At 62.6% G+C, this 18,342-nt stretch carries 13 protein-coding genes; all 13 read left to right on the top strand.

Annotated features, from left to right (window positions below):
• Position 1: 1 nt before the first annotated feature.
• The 13 genes from rfbA (at position 2) to QZM15_RS06905 (ending at position 18,262) form a co-directional block, all read left to right on the top strand.
• Positions 2–895: a glucose-1-phosphate thymidylyltransferase RfbA gene (gene rfbA, locus QZM15_RS06965; RefSeq protein ID WP_059574201.1), complete on the top strand. Its 894-nt coding sequence runs from the start codon at positions 2–4 to the stop codon at positions 893–895.
• Positions 880–1,431: a dTDP-4-dehydrorhamnose 3,5-epimerase gene (rfbC, locus tag QZM15_RS06960; RefSeq protein WP_302106096.1), complete on the top strand. Its 552-nt coding sequence runs from the start codon at positions 880–882 to the stop codon at positions 1,429–1,431. Before rfbA ends, rfbC begins: the two co-directional genes overlap by 16 nt.
• A gap of 8 nt (positions 1,432–1,439) precedes the next feature.
• The gene (gene rfbD / locus QZM15_RS06955) at positions 1,440–2,324 is read left to right on the top strand and encodes a dTDP-4-dehydrorhamnose reductase (protein ID WP_302106095.1); all 885 of its coding nucleotides are present in this window, start codon (positions 1,440–1,442) and stop codon (positions 2,322–2,324) included.
• A gap of 241 nt (positions 2,325–2,565) precedes the next feature.
• On the top strand, positions 2,566–4,011 hold the full coding sequence (locus QZM15_RS06950; protein ID WP_059574198.1) for a mannose-1-phosphate guanylyltransferase/mannose-6-phosphate isomerase: 1,446 nt from the start codon (positions 2,566–2,568) through the stop codon (positions 4,009–4,011).
• A gap of 209 nt (positions 4,012–4,220) precedes the next feature.
• The gene (locus QZM15_RS06945; protein WP_302106094.1) at positions 4,221–5,729 is read left to right on the top strand and encodes a bifunctional 2-polyprenyl-6-hydroxyphenol methylase/3-demethylubiquinol 3-O-methyltransferase UbiG; all 1,509 of its coding nucleotides are present in this window, start codon (positions 4,221–4,223) and stop codon (positions 5,727–5,729) included.
• The gene (locus QZM15_RS06940) at positions 5,729–9,448 is read left to right on the top strand and encodes a glycosyltransferase (protein ID WP_302106093.1); all 3,720 of its coding nucleotides are present in this window, start codon (positions 5,729–5,731) and stop codon (positions 9,446–9,448) included. The genes QZM15_RS06945 and QZM15_RS06940 overlap by 1 nt, the downstream gene beginning before the upstream one ends.
• A 12-nt stretch (positions 9,449–9,460) precedes the next feature.
• On the top strand, positions 9,461–10,501 hold the full coding sequence (gene gmd, locus QZM15_RS06935) for a GDP-mannose 4,6-dehydratase (RefSeq protein ID WP_059574196.1): 1,041 nt from the start codon (positions 9,461–9,463) through the stop codon (positions 10,499–10,501).
• Complete coding sequence (locus QZM15_RS06930) at positions 10,479–11,396, top strand: NAD-dependent epimerase/dehydratase family protein (protein ID WP_302106092.1); 918 nt, start codon at positions 10,479–10,481, stop codon at positions 11,394–11,396. Before gmd ends, QZM15_RS06930 begins: the two co-directional genes overlap by 23 nt.
• 202 nt (positions 11,397–11,598) lie before the next feature.
• Positions 11,599–12,663, top strand: coding sequence for a glycosyltransferase family 1 protein (locus QZM15_RS06925; protein ID WP_226093714.1), 1,065 nt, complete (start codon positions 11,599–11,601; stop codon positions 12,661–12,663).
• Positions 12,546–13,850: a glycosyltransferase gene (locus tag QZM15_RS06920; RefSeq protein WP_230951120.1), complete on the top strand. Its 1,305-nt coding sequence runs from the start codon at positions 12,546–12,548 to the stop codon at positions 13,848–13,850. Before QZM15_RS06925 ends, QZM15_RS06920 begins: the two co-directional genes overlap by 118 nt.
• A 525-nt stretch (positions 13,851–14,375) precedes the next feature.
• The gene (locus tag QZM15_RS06915) at positions 14,376–15,341 is read left to right on the top strand and encodes an SDR family oxidoreductase (protein WP_302106091.1); all 966 of its coding nucleotides are present in this window, start codon (positions 14,376–14,378) and stop codon (positions 15,339–15,341) included.
• 5 nt (positions 15,342–15,346) lie between these two features.
• Complete coding sequence (locus QZM15_RS06910) at positions 15,347–16,357, top strand: glycosyltransferase family 4 protein (protein ID WP_059574192.1); 1,011 nt, start codon at positions 15,347–15,349, stop codon at positions 16,355–16,357.
• A 12-nt stretch (positions 16,358–16,369) separates the two neighbouring features.
• Positions 16,370–18,262 carry a nucleoside-diphosphate sugar epimerase/dehydratase gene (locus QZM15_RS06905; protein WP_059574191.1) on the top strand — a complete coding sequence of 631 codons (1,893 nt, stop codon included), beginning with the start codon at positions 16,370–16,372 and terminating at the stop codon, positions 18,260–18,262.
• Positions 18,263–18,342: the final 80 nt, after the last annotated feature.

Here is an 18,342-nt window from a genome sequence, read left to right as displayed (position 1 = left end):
GATGGCACGTAAAGGCATCATTCTCGCGGGCGGTTCCGGCACGCGACTGTATCCGATCACGCATGTCGTATCGAAGCAGCTCCTGCCGGTCTACGACAAACCGATGATCTACTATCCGCTGTCCACGCTGATGGTGGCCGGGATCCGCGACGTACTCATCATTTCGACGCCGCAGGATACGCCGCGCTTCGAGGCGATGCTTGGCGATGGCAGTCAATGGGGGATGAATATCCGCTACGCGGTGCAGCCGTCACCGGACGGGCTCGCCCAGGCATTCATCATTGGCAGGGAATTCATCGGCAACGATCCGTCGGCGCTGATTCTCGGTGACAACATTTTCTACGGGCACGATCTGGCGAAAAAACTGGAGCGGGCGGACGCGAAGGAGTCGGGTGCGACTGTGTTCGCATATCACGTGCAGGATCCGGAGCGTTACGGCGTCGTCGAATTCGACACGCAATTTCGCGCGCTGTCCATCGAGGAAAAGCCAGCCGTGCCGCGCTCGAATTATGCGGTGACAGGCTTGTACTTCTACGACAATCAGGTGTGCGACATCGCCGCCGATATCAAGCCATCCGCGCGTGGCGAACTCGAGATCACCGACGTGAATTCACGCTATCTCGCCGATGGCAAGCTCGACGTCGAGATCATGGGGCGCGGCTATGCCTGGCTCGATACCGGCACGCACGATTCGTTGATCGATGCGGCAACGTTCATCGCGACGTTGCAGAAGCGTCAGGGGCTCGTTGTTGCCTGTCCCGAAGAGATCGCCTATCGCAGACAGTGGATCGACGCGGATCAGTTGCGCAAGCTTGCCGTGCCGCTGGCGAAGAACGGCTACGGGCGCTATCTCGAACACGTTCTTTTGGATCAGGTCGCATGGCAATTCAAGTAACGGCAACGGCGCTGCCGGAAGTCAAGATCATCGAACCGAAGGTCTTCGGCGATGCGCGTGGCCATTTCTATGAAAGCTTCAACGCGCGCGACTTCGCGGAACACGTGGCGGCGGGCGTCGAATTCCTTCAGGACAATCATTCGCGCTCGACAAAGGGGGTGCTGCGCGGCCTCCACTACCAGATTCGGCACGCGCAGGGAAAACTTGTGCGCGTCGTGGAAGGCGAGGTATTCGACGTCGCGGTCGATATCCGCAAGCACTCGCCGAATTTCGGCAAGTGGGTCGGCGTCGTGCTGTCGGCCGAGAACCATCGGCAGGTATGGATTCCGCCCGGTTTTGCGCACGGCTTCGTCGTGCTGTCCGACGTTGCGCAGTTCCTGTACAAGACGACCGATTACTGGTACCCGGAGCACGAGCGCTGTATCGTGTGGAACGATCCTGAGATCGGGATCGAATGGCCACTCGATGTGGCGCCATTGCTGGCGCCCAAGGATGCCGCGGGCGCACGACTCAGCGAAGCCGAGGTGTACGTTTGAGGCCTGATATGAGGCAGCAGTCGACGATTCTCGTGACCGGGGTAAACGGCCAGGTTGGTTTCGAATTGTTGCGATCGCTCCAGGGGCTCGGCCGAGTGGTGCCGTGTGACCGGTCGACGCTCGATCTTTCCGATCTCGATCGTGTGCGCGCTTTCGTCAGGGATCTGAAGCCGTCCCTGATCGTGAATCCGGCCGCTTATACGGCGGTGGACAAGGCAGAGAACGACATCGAGCTTGCGCGACGCCTGAATGTCGACGTGCCGCGCGTATTTGCCGAGGAGGCGGCGCGTAGCGGCGGCGCGCTGATTCACTACTCGACCGATTATGTGTTCGACGGTGCGAAAGCGGGCGCGTATGTGGAAACCGACGCGACGAATCCCCTGAATGCATACGGAGCGACGAAGCTCGAGGGCGAACACGCGATCGCGGCGACCGGATGTGCGCATTTGATCTTGCGCACGAGCTGGGTATATGGCCGGCGTGGCAGCAACTTCCTGCTGACGATGCTGAGGCTGGGCGCCGAGCGCTCTGAGTTGCGGGTCGTGGCGGATCAAGTCGGCGCGCCGACCTGGGCCAGGACAATCGCTGCCGCGACGTCGCACATCGTCGCCCAGGGCGTTGCATCGGTTGACGCCGACTGGTGGGCACGCCAGTCGGGTATCTACCACTTTACGTCTGCCGGCGCGACCTCCTGGTGCGGCTTTGCCGAAGCGATATTCGCTATCGCGATGGCTTCGCGCGCGCCGAGGGTGGTGCCGATTTCCTCGGATGACTATCCGACGGCCGCAACGCGGCCGGCCAATTCGCGAATGGCACTGGGGAAGCTGACGGCGGCATTCGGCTTGCAGATGCCGGATTGGCGCGATGCATTGCAACTGTGCTTGAGCGAATGACGCGCCGCGGCGCCGTTCGCGCCGGGCGAGACGGGTTGCGGGCGCCCGGGAATGCCCCGGCCCTCCCCGGCGGTTGTTCCGGGCGCCCCGGCCGTTTCCGGGGAAGGTGGTTCGCCGGCTATAATTCTCCTTTCGGCCCGGTCCGATGCGACCCGGCTGACACCGATGCCGGCGGTGTACTGATGCAAATGGCGAAGGCCTCGACCTTGCCAACGGATACTAAATTTCTGGAGTGAATGCGATGTTAATCCCCGTCATCCTGTCCGGTGGTGCTGGCACCCGACTGTGGCCAGTTTCCCGCGAAGGGCATCCCAAACCGTTCATGAAGCTTGCGGATGGTGAAAGCTTGCTCCTGAAAACCTACCGCCGGGCGGCAGCGGCGATCGGCAATGATGGGGAATCCGAGCGTGGAGAACTGTTGACGGTCACGAACCGCGACTACTACTTCATGAGCAAGGACGAGTTCGGCTATGCCGCGCTCGGCAATCAGCAGTCCGGTGTATTCATGCTCGAGCCGACCGGTCGCAACACTGCGCCTGCGGTGGCGATGGCGGCGCATCATGTTGCGGACAAGTACGGGCGCGACGCGCTGATGTTGGTGCTCGCAGCCGATCATCTGGTGCAGGATCAGCAGGGTTTCTCGGCTGCGGTCGCGAGCGCGATCGAACTTGCGAAGCAGGACAAACTGGTCACGTTCGGCATCGTGCCGACGGGGCCGGACACGGGCTTTGGCTATATCGAGGCGGGGGATCGTGTCGGGGACGGCCGCGTGGCGCTGCGCTTCGTCGAGAAACCCGACGCAGTGAAGGCTGCCGAATATGTCGCAGCCGGCAACTACCTGTGGAACTCGGGCATGTTCTGTTTCAAGGCCGGTGTGATTCTCGACGAGATGGCTCGTCACGCCCCGGACGTCGCGACGGCCGCCGATGAATGTTGGGCGTCGCTGCAGTCGGACAAGGGTTCGGCGCAGATGCTCGAGATTCCCGCCGAATCGTTCCAGAAAATGCCCGACATCTCGATCGATTATGCGGTGATGGAGCGTTCGTCGAAGGTTGTGGTCGTGCCGTCCAGTTTCGGCTGGAGCGATATCGGCTCGTGGGGCGCTGTGCGCGACCTGACCGTGCCGGACCAGGACAGCAACCGGGCCGTCGGCGAAGCGATCTTCGTCGATAGCCGGAACACCTATGTGCAGAGCCAGGATCGTGTCGTCGCGGCGGTTGGCGTCACCGATCTGATGATCATCGATACGCCGGACGCATTGCTGGTCGCGAGTCCGGATCGCGCGCAGGACGTGAAGCAGGTGGTAGCCCGCCTGAAGAAGCAGAATCACGATGCCTACAAACTGCATCGCACGGTGAGTCGCCCGTGGGGCACGTACACGGTGCTGGAGGAAGGCCCGCGCTTCAAGATCAAGCGCATTGAAGTCAAGCCGGGCGCGAGCCTCAGTTTGCAGATGCATCATCATCGCAGCGAGCACTGGATCGTCGTGTGCGGGATGGCCAAGGTCGTCAACGGCGATCAGGAAATTTTCGTTCGGACCAACGAATCCACCTACATTCCCGCCGGTCACAAGCACCGCCTCGAGAATCCCGGTGTGCTGGACCTCGTGATGATCGAAGTGCAGAGCGGCGAGTATCTCGGCGAAGACGACATCGTTCGCTTCGAAGACGTATACGGCCGGGCTTGATGCCGGGAATGACGCCAGTCCTTCGGATCTAGCGGGGCTCATGGCGTGAAGCGCCAAGCGGGAATTCCAGTCCGGGTTCGGAATTCCGGCTTGGCGCGGCTGTGCCGTTCTTGACCAGCGATGGCCTGCTCGCGGCGCAGGCGTGCCGCGGGTCTGATGTCGACATATCGCCGCACTGTTGTGCGGGCAAGTTGCCGTGGAGCACATGCGTGAAAGCGCTGGGCTGCGCCCGGAACGCGTTCACCCGTGACGTCAACCTGATCCAGGAGCCGCGCTTCTCGCGGTGCTACTTGCCGGTGGTGGATAATTTCGTCGATGTGGCCTGGCTGCTGGACGATGGTGAGGAGTTTGTCTTAGTGGATAGCTTTTATCGCGCGTTTGAAGATCAGCATCGAGGCTCAAGGGAACTGATCAAAAGTCGGCTGGCGAAATACCGGCCGTTTATTGCGCCCCTTGCGAGGCTCTATCCGGGCGGAAAAGCGTTCGATCTGGGTTGCGGTCGCGGTGAATGGCTGGAGTTGATGGGCGAGTCGGGGTTCGCCGCGATCGGCGTGGACCTCGATGGCGACATGCTGGAAGCATGTCGGGAGCGCGGTCTGTCGGTATTTCAGGGCGATGCCATCGAGTATCTTGCTGCGCTCGACGCCAATAGTCACGCGCTCGTTTCAGCGTTTCACGTTGTCGAGCATGTGTCGTTTGAGCAAGTTCGACGAATCGTCAGCGAAGCGTTGCGCGTACTGAAGCCGGGCGGTCTCTTGATCCTCGAGACGCCGAACCCCGAAAATATCGTCGTCGCGGGCTGCAATTTCTATCTGGATCCGAGTCACGTTCGTCCGATTCCTTCGGAACTCCTGAGTTTCGTGGGCGAGTATGCCGGATTTGCCAGGGTCAAGCGAATTCGGCTGCAGGAGTCCCCAGCGTTGCAGGAAGAGGGGGCGCGGGCCCATCTTATGGATGTGCTCGGCGGTGTCAGTCCGGATTACGCCATTGTTGCCCAGAAATCCTGCGGTGAAGCCGACGCGGCATTTTTCGACGCAGCGTTCGATGCCGATTACGGGCTGTCGCTGGCCGAGCTTGCTGCGCGTTTCGAGGCAGGGGCCACCAGGGCGCATGAGCATGCCGCTGAACAGATCGAGCAGACGCGGAGCGAAATCGGGCGCCTTCATCAACAGACCCAGAGCGAAATCGAGCGCCTTCATGGCGAACTGGGCTTGACTCGCGAAGAAGTGGACGGCACCCGCCGTGAACTGATGCGGGCCGTTGATGAGCTTGCGCAGATCCGCAGCGACCTGGGCCGTGTCCGGGGCGACCTGGCGCAAGTGACCGGCGAATTGAGGCGGGTCCAGGACGACGCGCAGCACGCCGCGGAGCGATTGCAGGCGGTCTATGGCAGCACGTCTTGGCGTGTTACTGCGCCCATGCGAAGCGCCGTCACGTTCGCTCGCGGAGCGAAAGCGACGTGCAAATCCGGCGTGAGGCGTGTGCTGTTCCGAAGCGTCGCGTACGTCAATCGCAACCCTCGTCTGCGACGATTGGCGGTGCGAGCACTGGGCGCGATGCCTGGTGTGAAGCAGAGGCTCGTTCGGATCATCGTGGGGGCGCCTGCGCAATCGATGCAGAGAAAGCCGATCGATGATGACGGTTTGACACCCCGCGCGCGCGAAGCGTACATGGCGATCAAGTCAGCGTTCGCGCCGGACCATGGGGATACTGAATAATGCGTATCGTTGTTGACATGCAAGGGGCGCAAAGCCTCAATTCGCGCAATCGCGGCGTGGGTCGTTACACCGAGTCCATCGTCAAGGCGATGATCCGGAATCGCGGCGACCACGAAATCGTACTTGCACTGAATGGCGCGTTCGAGGAGTCCGCGCGGGTCCTGCGCGAGCAGTTCGAGGCATTGCTCCCGGCGGAGAACATTCATGTCTGGTATGCAGCAGCGCCCGTCGCGCATGCGGATAAAGCCAATGGCTGGCGTCGCCACGCCAGCGAATTGACCTATGAAGCCTTTCTGACGAGCCTGAAGCCCGACTTCATTTATATCGCCAGCTTTTTCGAAGGCTTCGGCGATGATTCGATCACCAGCATTCACGCGCTTCAGACGAACGTCCCGGTCGCCGTCACGCTGTACGACCTGATTCCATACCTCTATGCCAAGCCTTATCTGGAGAATCCTCTTTTCAAGGATTGGTACCTCGAGAAAATCGAACATCTTCGACGCGCGGATCTGTGGTTGGCCATTTCCGAATCGTCTCGCTCGGAAGGGATCGAACATCTGAATTTCTCGCCCGAGTGGTCGGTCAACATGTCCGCCGATGTCGACGCATGGTTCCGTCCCGAGCAGATTTCTGCCGAGCGCGAAACTGCGTTGCGAAGCAAATACGGGCTGACGAAGCCGTTCGTGCTCTATACGGGGGGTATCGATCACCGCAAGAACGTCGAAGGCATGATCCGCGCGTTCGCATTGCTGCCGTCCGAGTTGAGGAAGTCGCACCAGTTGGCGATCGTTTGTTCGATTCAACCGGCTAGCCGTGATGCATTGACGCGCCTGGCCCGGCAAGTCGGCCTGGACGCGGCTGATGTCGTATGCACGGGCTTTGTGCCGGACGAGGATTTGCTGTCGCTCTACAATCTGTGCCGCTTGTTCGTCTTTCCTTCGTGGCATGAAGGTTTCGGTTTGCCGGTGCTGGAGGCGATGCGTTGCGGCGCGCCCGTCATCGGCGCGAATACGTCGAGCGTTCCCGAGGTGATTGGCTGGGAGGAGGCGCTGTTCGATCCCAAATCCGACGACGCGATTGCGCAGCACATGCAGCGTGGCCTGACGGACGAGGGTTATCGTCAGGCACTGATCGAACACGGGATGCGTCAGGCGGGCAAGTTCTCGTGGGATCGCAGCGGGCGGTGCGCGCTCGATGCAATCGAGCGGCGGCGGCGGGCTTGGCTCGTCGAAACGCGCGAGCCCGAAGTCCAGTCGAAACGGCCCAAACTGGCCTACGTGTCGCCGATGCCGCCGGCCCGCACCGGGATCGCCGACTACAGCGCCGAATTGCTGCCGGAACTGGCGCGCTTTTACGATATCGACGTCATCGTCGATGCGCAGGCAGCGCGGGAAATACGGCTCGACCAGTTCGCGCCCGTCTCGGTCAAAACGCCGGCGTGGCTGCGCAAACATGCGGCTTCGTACGATCGGGTGCTCTATCATTTCGGCAACTCGTCATTCCACGAGTACATGTTTTCGCTGCTGGAAGCCGTGCCGGGAGTCGTTGTTCTGCACGATTTCTTTCTCTCGGGCGTGCTTGCGCACATGGCCATTCACGGGAACCGTTCCGACGCTTGGTCCAAGGCACTGTATGACGCGCACGGGTACGTCGGCCTGCGGGCACGACATCTGAGCGCGGATATTGCGGACGCTGTCTGGGAGTACCCGTGCAGCCTGGGCGTGGTCCAGAAGAGCCTCGGCGTGATCGTCCATTCTCCCAATTCACTCCGGCTCGCCCGTCGCTGGTACGGCGGGGACGTGGCAGACTGGACCGTCATTCCTCACATGCGCGATGCGCGTATCGCGTCGCATGGCGAGGATGCCCGCGACGCGCTGGGGATCGGCAAGGACGATTTCGTGGTGTGCGCGTTCGGTGGCCTCGGGCCGTCCAAGTTGAATCACCGGCTGCTTGATGCGTGGGGCCGATCGACCCTCGCGCGCGATCGGGCGTGTCATCTGATATTCGTCGGGGAAAATCAGCCGACCGAGTATGGCGAGAAACTCGCGCGCACCATTCGGCAAATGGGCGATCGGGTCCGCGTCACCGGTTGGGCCGATGCGCAGATGTTCCGGCGGTATCTGGCGGCAGTCGATGTCGGCGTGCAGTTGCGTACGCTGTCTCGCGGCGAGACGTCCGGGACGGTGCTGGACTGCATGAATTACGGCAAGGCGACGATCGTCAATGCCAACGGAAGCATGGCAGACCTGGATCGCGAGGCGGTATGGATGTTGCCGGACGAGTTTTCCGACGAGCAACTGGTCGAGGCGCTGGAAACGCTGCGCTCGGATCCGGCACGCCGGCAACGGATAGGCGCGCGCGCGCGGGACATCATCGTCAACGCCCATGCGCCCGACGTTTGTGCACAACAGTATCGCTATGCTATCGAGCGGTTCTATCTCCAAGCGAATGCGAATCCGGTCGTATTGTCACGCGCAATCGCGCTTCGCGCCGGTCAAGCCAGCGATGACCAGTTGCGCACGTGGGCGCTGAGCGCGGCGAGGAGCTTTGTTCCGCGCAACAACAAGCGGCAATTGTTGGTCGACATCTCCGAGCTCGTGCAGGTGGACGCCAGAAGCGGGATCCAGCGTGTGGTGCGCAATCTGCTGAAGGAATGGCTGGATTCTCCGCCCGACGGCTTCCGGGTGGAACCGGTGTACGCCACGACCAAGGACTCCTATCGCTATGCGCGTGAGTTCACGATGAGGTTGATGGGGTTCGACGACGGCTGGCTGCAGGACGAGCCGATCGACTATGCGGCAGGAGACGTATTCGTCGGTCTGGATCTGCAACCGCGGGTCGTGCCAGCGCAGCGGGCGTTTTATCAAACCATGCGATTGCAGGGTGTGCAGGTCAAGTTTGTCGTCTACGATCTGCTCTGCGTGCTGCTCCCTCAGTACTTCGTTCCTGGCGCGGCCGATGGGTTTACGGGATGGCTCGATGTCGTGGCGGAGAACGATGGCGCGTTGTGCATTTCGCAGGCTGTGGCGGCGGATTTGTCGTCATGGCTCGCAACGCACGCTCCGGACCGCGCACGCTCGTTCGAGATCGACTGGTTCCATCTCGGGGCGGATATCGAAAATTTCGCGACGTCTTCGGAAATCCCGCGGGACGGAAGCAAGATGCTTCAACACCTGCGTAATGCCCCGACGTTCCTGATGGTGGGGACGCTGGAACCCCGCAAGGGGCATGCTCAGGTACTTGATGCGTTCGAGCAGCTGTGGCGCGACAATCAGAACGTCAATCTGGTCGTCGTGGGGCGACAGGGCTGGATGGTGGAGGACCTGGTCGCCCGCCTGCGGGCGCACACGGAGCAGGGGCGCCACTTGTTCTGGCTGGAAAATGCCTCGGACGTCTATTTGGAGAAAATCTATGGGGCAAGTTCGTGTCTGATTGCGGCGTCCTATGGTGAAGGCTTTGGTTTGCCGCTGATCGAAGCCGCGCAACATGGATTGGCGATCATCGCGCGCGATCTGCCGGTGTTTCGCGAAGTGGCTGGCGAGCATGCATTCTATTTTTCCGCGCAAGATGGGCGCGAGCTGGCGACCGAGATCGAGGCATGGCTGGTGCTCCGAGCGCAGCAGCAGGAGCCTTCATCTCGCGGTATGCCGTTCCTGACCTGGGCGCAGAGTGCCCGCCAATTGGCAAAAATTCTCATGCGCGATGAAGCGTATTCTTAAAGTAGGATCATTATGTCTAAGAAAACTTCCATCATCACTGGCATCACGGGACAAGACGGTGCTTATCTGGCCGAGTTGCTGCTTGATAAGGGCTACACGGTCTACGGCACCTACCGCCGCACCAGCTCGGTGAACTTCTGGCGCATCGAGGAGCTCGGCATTGCCAAGCATCCGAACCTGCATCTGGTCGAATACGACCTGACCGATCTGTCGGCGAGCATTCGCCTGCTTCAGACGACCGGGGCAACGGAGGTGTACAACCTCGCCGCGCAGAGCTTCGTCGGCGTGTCCTTCGACCAGCCGGTCACGACTGCCGAGATTACCGGCATCGGGCCGCTGAACCTGCTCGAGGCGATTCGCATCGTCAATCCGAAGATCCGCTTCTACCAAGCGAGCACGTCCGAGATGTTCGGCAAGGTGCAGGCGATTCCGCAGATCGAATCGACGCCGTTCTATCCGCGCAGCCCGTATGGCGTGGCGAAGCTGTACGCGCACTGGATCACGGTGAACTATCGCGAGAGCTACGACATCTTCGGTTGCAGCGGGATCCTGTTCAACCACGAGTCGCCGCTGCGCGGCCGCGAATTCGTCACGCGCAAGATCACCGACTCCGTCGCGAAGATCAAGCTCGGCCAGCTCGACGTACTCGAACTGGGCAACATGGATGCGAAGCGCGACTGGGGCTTCGCGAAGGAGTATGTCGAGGGTATGTGGCGCATGCTGCAGGCCGACGAACCGGACACGTACGTGCTGGCCACGAACCGTACCGAGACCGTGCGCGATTTCGTGAGCATGGCGTTCAAGGCGACGGGTGTCGACCTCGAATTCAAGGGCAGTGACGAGCAGGAAGTCGGTATTGATGTCGCCACCGGCAAGACGCTGGTTCGCGTGAATCCGAAGTTCCATCGGCCGGCCGAAGTCGATCTGTTGATCGGGAATCCCGAGAAGGCGAAGCAGAACTTGGGCTGGGAGCCGAAGACGACGCTCGAGGAGCTGTGTGCGATGATGGTTCAAGCAGATTTGCGCCGAAATGAACGCGGCTTCTCGTTCTGATACGCCGCGCGCCCTGGTGACGGGGCTCGGCGGCTTCACCGGCGACTATCTCGCGAAGTCGTTGCAGGCGGCCGGCTATCGCGTGTTCGGCACGACGCACGGCTCCGAGGCGACCGGAGCCGGCATGTACCGGGTCGATCTGTGCGACCGGGCGGCGCTGGCAAAGGTCGTCGCGGACGTGCAGCCGGACGTGGTCGCGCATCTCGCCGCGGTGTCATTCGTCGCGCACGGTGATGCGGACGCGATCTATCGCACCAATGTGGTCGGCTCGCGGAATTTGCTGGAGGCGCTCGCGAGTCTGGCAAATCGTCCGCGAGCAATTCTGCTGGCGAGCAGCGCCAATATCTATGGCAACGCGGCGGTCGAGGTCATTGACGAATCCGTCGAGCCGAATCCCGCGAACGATTACGCGGTCAGCAAACTGGCGATGGAATACCTGGCGCGCCTGTGGCAGGACAAGCTGCCGATCGTCGTTGCGCGTCCGTTCAACTACACGGGCGTCGGGCAGTCGCCGCAGTTTCTGCTGCCGAAGGTAGTCGGCCATTTCCAGCGCGGCGAGCGTGTGATCGAACTCGGCAATATCGATGTCGAGCGAGATTTTTCCGACGTGCGGCGCGTGGTGGATGCCTATCGGCGTCTTCTGGAACAAGCGCCGGCTGGCGGCGTGTTCAACGTTTGTTCGGGCCGGGCGGTGTCGCTGAAGGCGGTGATCGCGATGATGGAGCAGATCGCCGGCTACACGATCGACGTCCAGGTCAACCCCGCGTTCGTACGTGCGAACGAAGTGCGCCGATTGCAGGGCAATGGTGCGCGGTTGCAGGCCGCTATCGGGCAGCTCGACGACATTCCGCTGGAGAGTACGTTGCGCTGGATGTTCGAAGCGGGGCGTGGGTGAGCGTCGGTTTCGGTACGGTCGCGTCGGTTTCGCGTGGTGCGTACGCCGTCTCGGCAGGTGCACGTCGGCAGTTTGTCGAACGGGCGGGGTGCAACGAGGTATCGATGTCGGTCGGCCGGATTGTACGATTCCCCGCGTTCGGCGGCCGCGTTCGCGTCGCTTGCGAGTCGGCCCGGATGAGGAGCAGCACGTGAAGTTGGGGGTGGATATCACCTGGATGGTGGGCAACTACCGCGGCATGGGGCGATTCGCCCGGCAACTGGTGGAACCGGTCAGCGCGTCGGTGCTGGGTCTGGCGCCGAGCGGCGTGAGTGCCGACGAGTGGCCGTTCGTCAGTGACGGTCACGGTTTCTTCCCGTGGTGGGAGCAGGTCGAGTTGCCGCGCTTGTGCCGTGAGCAGAAGCTCGACTATCTGCTATGCCCGTATAACACGGGGCCGCTGCGGTCCACGGGCAGCACGCGGGTGATCGCGGTCGTCCATGACCTGATCTACATGAAGCCGTGGCATGTGCTGCCGCCGGCGCGATCGTTGTATCAGACCGTTGGGCGGGTTTACCGTCGTCAAGTGGTGCCTCGGCTCGTTCGCCGGGCCGACGCCGTGCTCACCATCTCACGCTTCACACAGCGAGAGTTGATGGAGCGGTTCGGGTTGCGCGAGGCGGACGTCCCTGTCATTCCGTGCACGATTTCGGACGACTGGTTCGCGCCGCCGGTCAGTCGGCCTGCCCGCCAGCCGTATCTGTTCACGGTAGCGGGAGAAGTGCCCAGCAAGAACGTTGACCGTCTGCTGCAGGCTTTCGCGATGGCGAGGCCCGCACTGGGCGATGACGCACGGCTCAGGATCGCGGGAATCAAATCCGACCATCACGCGCACTTTCTCGGGCGAGCGAATGCGCTTGGGCTGGGGGGCGTCGTCGAACTGCTGGGCTACGTGTCGCGAGAGGATCTGCGGCAGCAGTACCGCCACGCCCGCGCGTTCGTCTTTGCGTCGTTGTTCGAAGGGTTCGGGATTCCATTGCTGGAAGCGATGGCGTCCGGTACACCGGTCGCATGCAGCAACACGACGTCGATGCCCGAGATCGTCGGCGAGTGCGGCCTGCAGTTCGATCCTTATTCGGTCGAGGACATGGCCGAACAGATCCGCCACGTATGGGGCGACAGTACGCGATTCGACGTGGCGGTCGGTGCCGGCATGGACCGCGCGCGCACCTATTCGGCGTCTGCCGTTCGTCCATCGATTCAGGATTTCTGGGCCCGCCTGTCATGAGCCAGAACAAGAAGAAACTGCTGGTGCTGACGCCGCGGTTTCCGTATCCGGTGATCGGCGGCGACAAGCTGCGGATCTACCATCTCTGTCGCGTGCTGTCCCGCCATTACTCGCTGACGCTGCTGAGCATGTGCGAGACCGACGAAGAAATGCATGCCGTGTTGCCGGACGACGGCGTGTTCGACCGCGTCGAACGGGTCTTCCTGCCTCGCCGGCTGTCGTACCTCAATACGCTGCTCGCGTTGCCGACCCGCACGCCGTTGCAGGTCGCGTACTACCGGAGCCGCGCATTTGCGGCGGCGGTGGCGAGATTGCTGCCGTCGCATGATGGCGTATTCGTGCATCTCGTGCGCTGTGCCGAATATGTACGCAAGTCGGACAAGCCGCGCATCCTCGAAATGACCGACGCGATCTCGCTCAACTACAGTCGTGTGAAGCAGTTGAAGAACGCACGAGGACTGAAGTCGCGCGTGTTCGGTATCGAGGCAAAGCGCCTGCTCGACTACGAGCGAACGATCGTCGACGACTTCGATCTCTCGGTGCTGGTTTCCAGAACGGATCGCGACTACCTGTTTCCCGGCGCGTCGGGCAAGAACGTGATGGTGTGCTCGAACGGTGTTGACCTGTCGGGCCTGCCGTACACGCCGCGCAGCATGGCGAGCCGCGTCGTGATTTTCATCGGCGACATGCGCACGGTCCAGAACCAGGATATGTGTCACTTTTTCGCCGGGGCCGTATTGCCGTTGCTGCGCAAGCGTGCCGACTATCGTTTCCGGATCGTGGGGTCGATCGTACCTGCACTCGCCGAACGATTTCGCGCGTACGACGGCGTCGAAGTGACCGGCCGGGTCGAGTCGGTTGCGCAAGCTGCGTCAGACGGCGCAATCGGCGTATGTCCGATGCGCATCGGCGCGGGAGTGCAGAACAAGATTCTCGAGTACATGGCGCTCGGGCTACCCGTCGTTACCACGTCGCTGGGCCATGAGGGCTTGGGTGCTGAAGGGGGGCGGGAACTGTTGATCGCCGATACGCCGGAGGAATTTGTCGATTGCATCGAACAACTCGTCGCCGACGAGGCCGCGTCGGTAGAGATGGCGGCGCGAGCGCGCACCTTCGTCGAACGTGAGCATGGGTGGGAGCGAATGATTGCGCCGCTCGTCGAAAAGGTGAATGCGTTGCTGGCTTGATCGCTGTCGTGCCCGTCGCGGCCCATACGCGTACGGCTCGGTTGCAAGTAGCGGTTCGAGCGCCGTCGGCCCGGCTATTCGAGGCGCCCGGCTTGGAGGCCGCGAGCCGGCACGGTTACAATTTGGCACGCGTCCGTTTGAACCCCCGATGCCGGCGACGGCGGTCTTCTTTCATGAGGCCGTGTCCGGGGCGGGGCGACCCCGGTCACATCAGCGGTGCAGCATTTATGTCCGATTCAGAGGCCGCGCATCGATTCGTATCGGCCCTACCGCGGGCGGGTGCGCGGTGGTGCGAATCGATGACGGTGTCCACGATCGATATCCTCCTCGTTTTCGAGAGCCATCCGTGTTCTTCTTTGGCCCCCTTCCCGTATGCGTGCGCCCGCTGGGCACAAGCGGCCCCACCTGCGATGTAGCGCGTGGCGTAGTGACGCGCGCGCTTGACGCTCCGATTTCGTGCGTGGTCATCGGCAGTGGCATCAGGCGGTTATGTAGCGATGTCCGCCGGCTGAGTCGGAGGCGATCATGACGCATCTCGTTGTCACCGGCGCGAACGGCTTCGTCGGCCGCGCAGTTTGCCGTCTCGCGCTGGACGCCGGGCACGCTGTCACGGCACTCGTGCGGCGGCCGGGCGGATGCGTCGACGGCGTACGCGAGTGGGTGCATGGCGGCGCCGATTTCGATGGCCTCGCCGAAGAATGGCCGGCCGACCTGACCGCCGATTGCGTGATCCACCTCGCCGCGCGCGTGCACGTCATGCGCGACGAGTCGCCCGATCCCGACGCCGCATTCGACGCGACCAACGTCACGGGCACGCTGCGTCTCGCCGAGGCCGCGCGCAAGCATGGCGTGCGTCGGATCGTGTACGCGAGCAGCATCAAGGCGGTGGGCGAAAGCGACGGCGGCGCACCGCTGTCTGAAAGCGTGCGCCCCAACCCACAGGACGCATACGGCCGCTCGAAGCTGCGTGCGGAACAGCAACTCGCGCGGTTCGGCGCATCGGCCGGGCTCGATGTCGTCGTCGTGCGGCCGCCGCTCGTCTACGGCCCGTCCGTCCGTGCCAATTTTCTGCGAATGATGGATGCGGTGGCGCGCGGGATGCCGCTGCCGCTCGGTTCCGTCTCCTCGCGCCGCAGCATCGTCTACGTCGACAATCTCGCCGATGCAATGCTGCAATGCGCGACGAACCCGCACGCGGCCGGTGAATGCTTCCACGTTGCCGATGACGACGTACCGTCCGTCACGGGCCTGCTGCGTCTGGTCGGCGACGCCCTAGGCAAGCCGGCGCGGCTTCTGCCGGTTCCGGCCGCGTTGCTCCGTGCGCTCGGCAAGGTGACCGGCCGTAGCGCGGCGATCGACCGCCTGACCGGCAGCCTGCAACTCGATACGGGCCGGATCAAGCGCGTGCTCGGTTGGCAACCGCCTTATACGACCCGGCAGGGCCTCGAAGCGACCGCCGCATGGTATCGTTCGCGCGATACACAACGATAGTCGACATGCCTTTCCCGATATTCACGTGGCCCGTTGCGGTGGCGCTGGCCGCCGCCATCGCATCGACGGCCATCTTGCGCGTGCTGCTCGCGACCGGCCTCGCGTGGCGTCTTGCCACCGACATCCCGAACGATCGTTCACTCCATACGCTGCCGACTCCGCGCGTCGGCGGGTGGGGCATCGTGCCGGTTTGCATCGTCGCGCTGCTGGCGCTGGCGCCGCACCTGTGGCTGATCGCGGTCGCCGCCGCCGCGCTTGCCGCGATGTCGCAGATCGACGATCGGCGCGGGCTACCGGCCCGCGTGCGGTTCTCGGTGCACCTGGCGTCCGTCGTCGCGCTGATCGCTGTCTACCCGGCCGATGCGCCGTGGTGGCTGCTCGTCGGCGTCGGCTTCGTGATGGTTTGGCTCACGAACCTGTACAACTTCATGGACGGCGCAGATGGCCTCGCGGGAGGGATGGCGCTGTTCGGCTTTGGCGCGTACGCGGTCGCGGCGTTGACGGGCGCGCATCCGTCCCCCGATCTCGCCTTGACCGGGGCGGCGGTGGCCGGCGCGGCGTTCGGCTTCCTGCTACTCAACTTCCATCCGGCCAGGCTGTTTCTCGGCGATGCAGGTTCAATTCCGCTCGGTTTCCTGGCCGGGGCGCTCGGCTATTGGGGCTGGCGTACGGACGTCTGGCCGATCTGGTTTCCGGCCCTGGTGTTCGCGCCCTTTATTGCGGACGCGTCTGTAACACTTTTGAGACGTCTGTTACGCGGCGAAAAGTTCTGGCAAGCGCACCGGGAGCACTATTATCAAAGGATGGTCCGATCGGGCGTAGGTCACGGACGGACCGCTCTTTATTGGTACCTCATCATGCTCGCAGGCATAATCGTCGCCGTGTGGGCAAAGGGCCGCCCGGAATGGCAGCAATGGCTGTCATTCTTCGCGTGGTACGCCATCCTGGCATGCATGGGATGGTCGATCGACATGCGCTGGCGCCGGTTTCAGGCGGCCGCCGAAAACAATTCGTGAGGTTTCCCGCCGATGTTGCGATCCAAAGCATCGTGGCTGTCACTGAGTGCTTTCCTGTTCGACCTGACGGCCGTTGTCGCGTCGTGGTTGTTCGCTTATCTCATCCGTTTCAACGGCAGCGTTCCGTCTGATTTCCTGAGCGGCGCGCTGATGGCCCTCGTCTGGGTGCTGCCGGTCTACGCGCTGATGTTCCACCTGTTCGGCCTGTACCGCGGGCTGTGGGTATTTGCGAGCCTGCCCGACCTGATGCGCATTTCGAAGGCAGTCGTCGGCGGTGGCGTGATCGTGATGATCGGCGCCGTGATGTTCCAGCCATCGCCGATCATCCCGCGCTCGGTGCTGCTCGTGTCGCCGCTGATGCTGTTTCTTGCGATGGGCGGGGCGCGCGCGCTGTATCGCGCGACGAAGGAGTTCTACCTGTACGGCGGGCTGGTCGGGCAGGGCAAGCCCGTGTTGGTGCTCGGCGCCGGCACGGCCGGCGCGAGCCTCGCGCGCGAGCTGTCGCGTTCGGGCGAATGGCGTCTGGTCGGCTTGCTCGACGACGACGTCACCAAGCAGGGGCGCGAGATCTACGGCTACAAGGTGCTCGGCTCGTTCAACGACCTGAAGCACTGGACAGACGCGCTGAAGGTCGAATACGCGATCATCGCGATTCCGTCGGCATCGGTCGAAACGCAGCGCAGGGTGGCGACGCTGTGCGTGCGCGCCGGTGTGAAAGCGATGGTGCTGCCGTCGCTGACCGCATTGATGCCGGGGCAGGGGTTCCTGTCGCAGGTCCGCAATATCGACCTCGAGGATCTGCTCGGTCGTGACGCAGTGACAATCGATACGCCGCACGTCGAGGCGCTGCTGCGCGGTCGCGTCGTGATGGTGACGGGCGCGGGCGGCTCGATCGGATCGGAACTATGCCGGCAGATTCTTCGTTTTGCGCCGGCGCAACTCGTCGCGTTCGACCTGTCCGAATACGCGATGTACAGGCTTGCTGAAGAGTTGCGCGAGCGTTTCCCCGACCAGCCGGTGGTGCCGATCATCGGCGACGCGAAGGATTCGCTGTTGCTCGACCAGGTGATGTCGCGCCATGCTCCGCACATCGTGTTCCATGCGGCAGCGTACAAGCATGTGCCGCTGATGGAGGAGCACAACGCGTGGCAGGCGCTGCGCAATAACGTGCTCGGTACGTATCGCGTCGGGCGCGCGGCGATTCGTCACGGGGTGCGTCATTTCGTGCTGATCTCGACCGACAAGGCAGTCAATCCGACCAATGTGATGGGCGCGAGCAAACGTCTTGCCGAGATGGCCTGTCAAGCGCTGCAGCAAACGAGCGGCGGCACGCAGTTCGAGACCGTGCGCTTCGGCAACGTGCTCGGCAGCGCAGGCAGCGTGATTCCGAAGTTCCAGCAACAGATCGCGAAGGGGGGGCCGGTGACGGTCACGCATCCCGAGATCACGCGATTTTTCATGACGATCCCGGAAGCATCGCAACTCGTGCTGCAGGCATCGAGTATGGGACACGGCGGCGAAATCTTCATTCTCGACATGGGCGAGCCGGTCAAGATCGTCGATCTCGCACGTGATCTGATCCGCCTGTACGGGTTTTCGGAAGGCCAGATCCGGATCGAATTCACGGGTCTGCGGCCGGGCGAGAAGCTTTACGAGGAGCTGCTCGCGGATGACGAAACGACGACGCGCACGCCGCATCCGAAGCTGCGGATAGCGCGCGCACGGGAAGTGCCGGATCATCTGCTCGATGAATTGCTGCCGTGGCTGATGCAGAACCGCGTGCTGAGCGACGACGAGGTGCGGCGCGATCTGCGGCGCTGGGTGCCGGAATATCAGACCGCCGCAAGTCCTGCCCTTCAAGCCGTATCGGCGTTGTTCCCGCCGAAGTCCGCGACGCGAGGATAGCGGACGCGGGTATTACCAAGCGTGCCCCGCCGACCGTAGCCATTTTTGAAACTATTCTTGGATAAAAGGGCGCAATGCAT

Source organism: Burkholderia sp. AU44665 (assembly GCF_030504405.1).
Taxonomy (GTDB): domain Bacteria; phylum Pseudomonadota; class Gammaproteobacteria; order Burkholderiales; family Burkholderiaceae; genus Burkholderia; species Burkholderia semiarida.
The sequence above is the reverse complement of the archived record's forward strand: the minus strand, read 5'-3'. Positions and strand labels throughout refer to the sequence as shown.

Excerpts from the sequence above, each read along its gene's own strand:
- rfbA (WP_059574201.1), top strand. The coding sequence starts at position 2 with ATGGCACGTAAAGGCATCATTCTCGCGGGCGGTTCCGGCACGCGACTG.
- rfbC (WP_302106096.1), top strand. The coding sequence starts at position 880 with ATGGCAATTCAAGTAACGGCAACGGCGCTGCCGGAAGTCAAGATCATC.
- rfbD (WP_302106095.1), top strand. The coding sequence starts at position 1,440 with ATGAGGCAGCAGTCGACGATTCTCGTGACCGGGGTAAACGGCCAGGTT.
- QZM15_RS06950 (WP_059574198.1), top strand. The coding sequence starts at position 2,566 with ATGTTAATCCCCGTCATCCTGTCCGGTGGTGCTGGCACCCGACTGTGG.
- QZM15_RS06940 (WP_302106093.1), top strand. The coding sequence starts at position 5,729 with ATGCGTATCGTTGTTGACATGCAAGGGGCGCAAAGCCTCAATTCGCGC.
- gmd (WP_059574196.1), top strand. The coding sequence starts at position 9,461 with ATGTCTAAGAAAACTTCCATCATCACTGGCATCACGGGACAAGACGGT.
- QZM15_RS06930 (WP_302106092.1), top strand. The coding sequence starts at position 10,479 with ATGAACGCGGCTTCTCGTTCTGATACGCCGCGCGCCCTGGTGACGGGG.
- QZM15_RS06920 (WP_230951120.1), top strand. The coding sequence starts at position 12,546 with ATGGGGCGACAGTACGCGATTCGACGTGGCGGTCGGTGCCGGCATGGA.
- QZM15_RS06915 (WP_302106091.1), top strand. The coding sequence starts at position 14,376 with ATGACGCATCTCGTTGTCACCGGCGCGAACGGCTTCGTCGGCCGCGCA.
- QZM15_RS06910 (WP_059574192.1), top strand. The coding sequence starts at position 15,347 with ATGCCTTTCCCGATATTCACGTGGCCCGTTGCGGTGGCGCTGGCCGCC.
- QZM15_RS06905 (WP_059574191.1), top strand. The coding sequence starts at position 16,370 with ATGTTGCGATCCAAAGCATCGTGGCTGTCACTGAGTGCTTTCCTGTTC.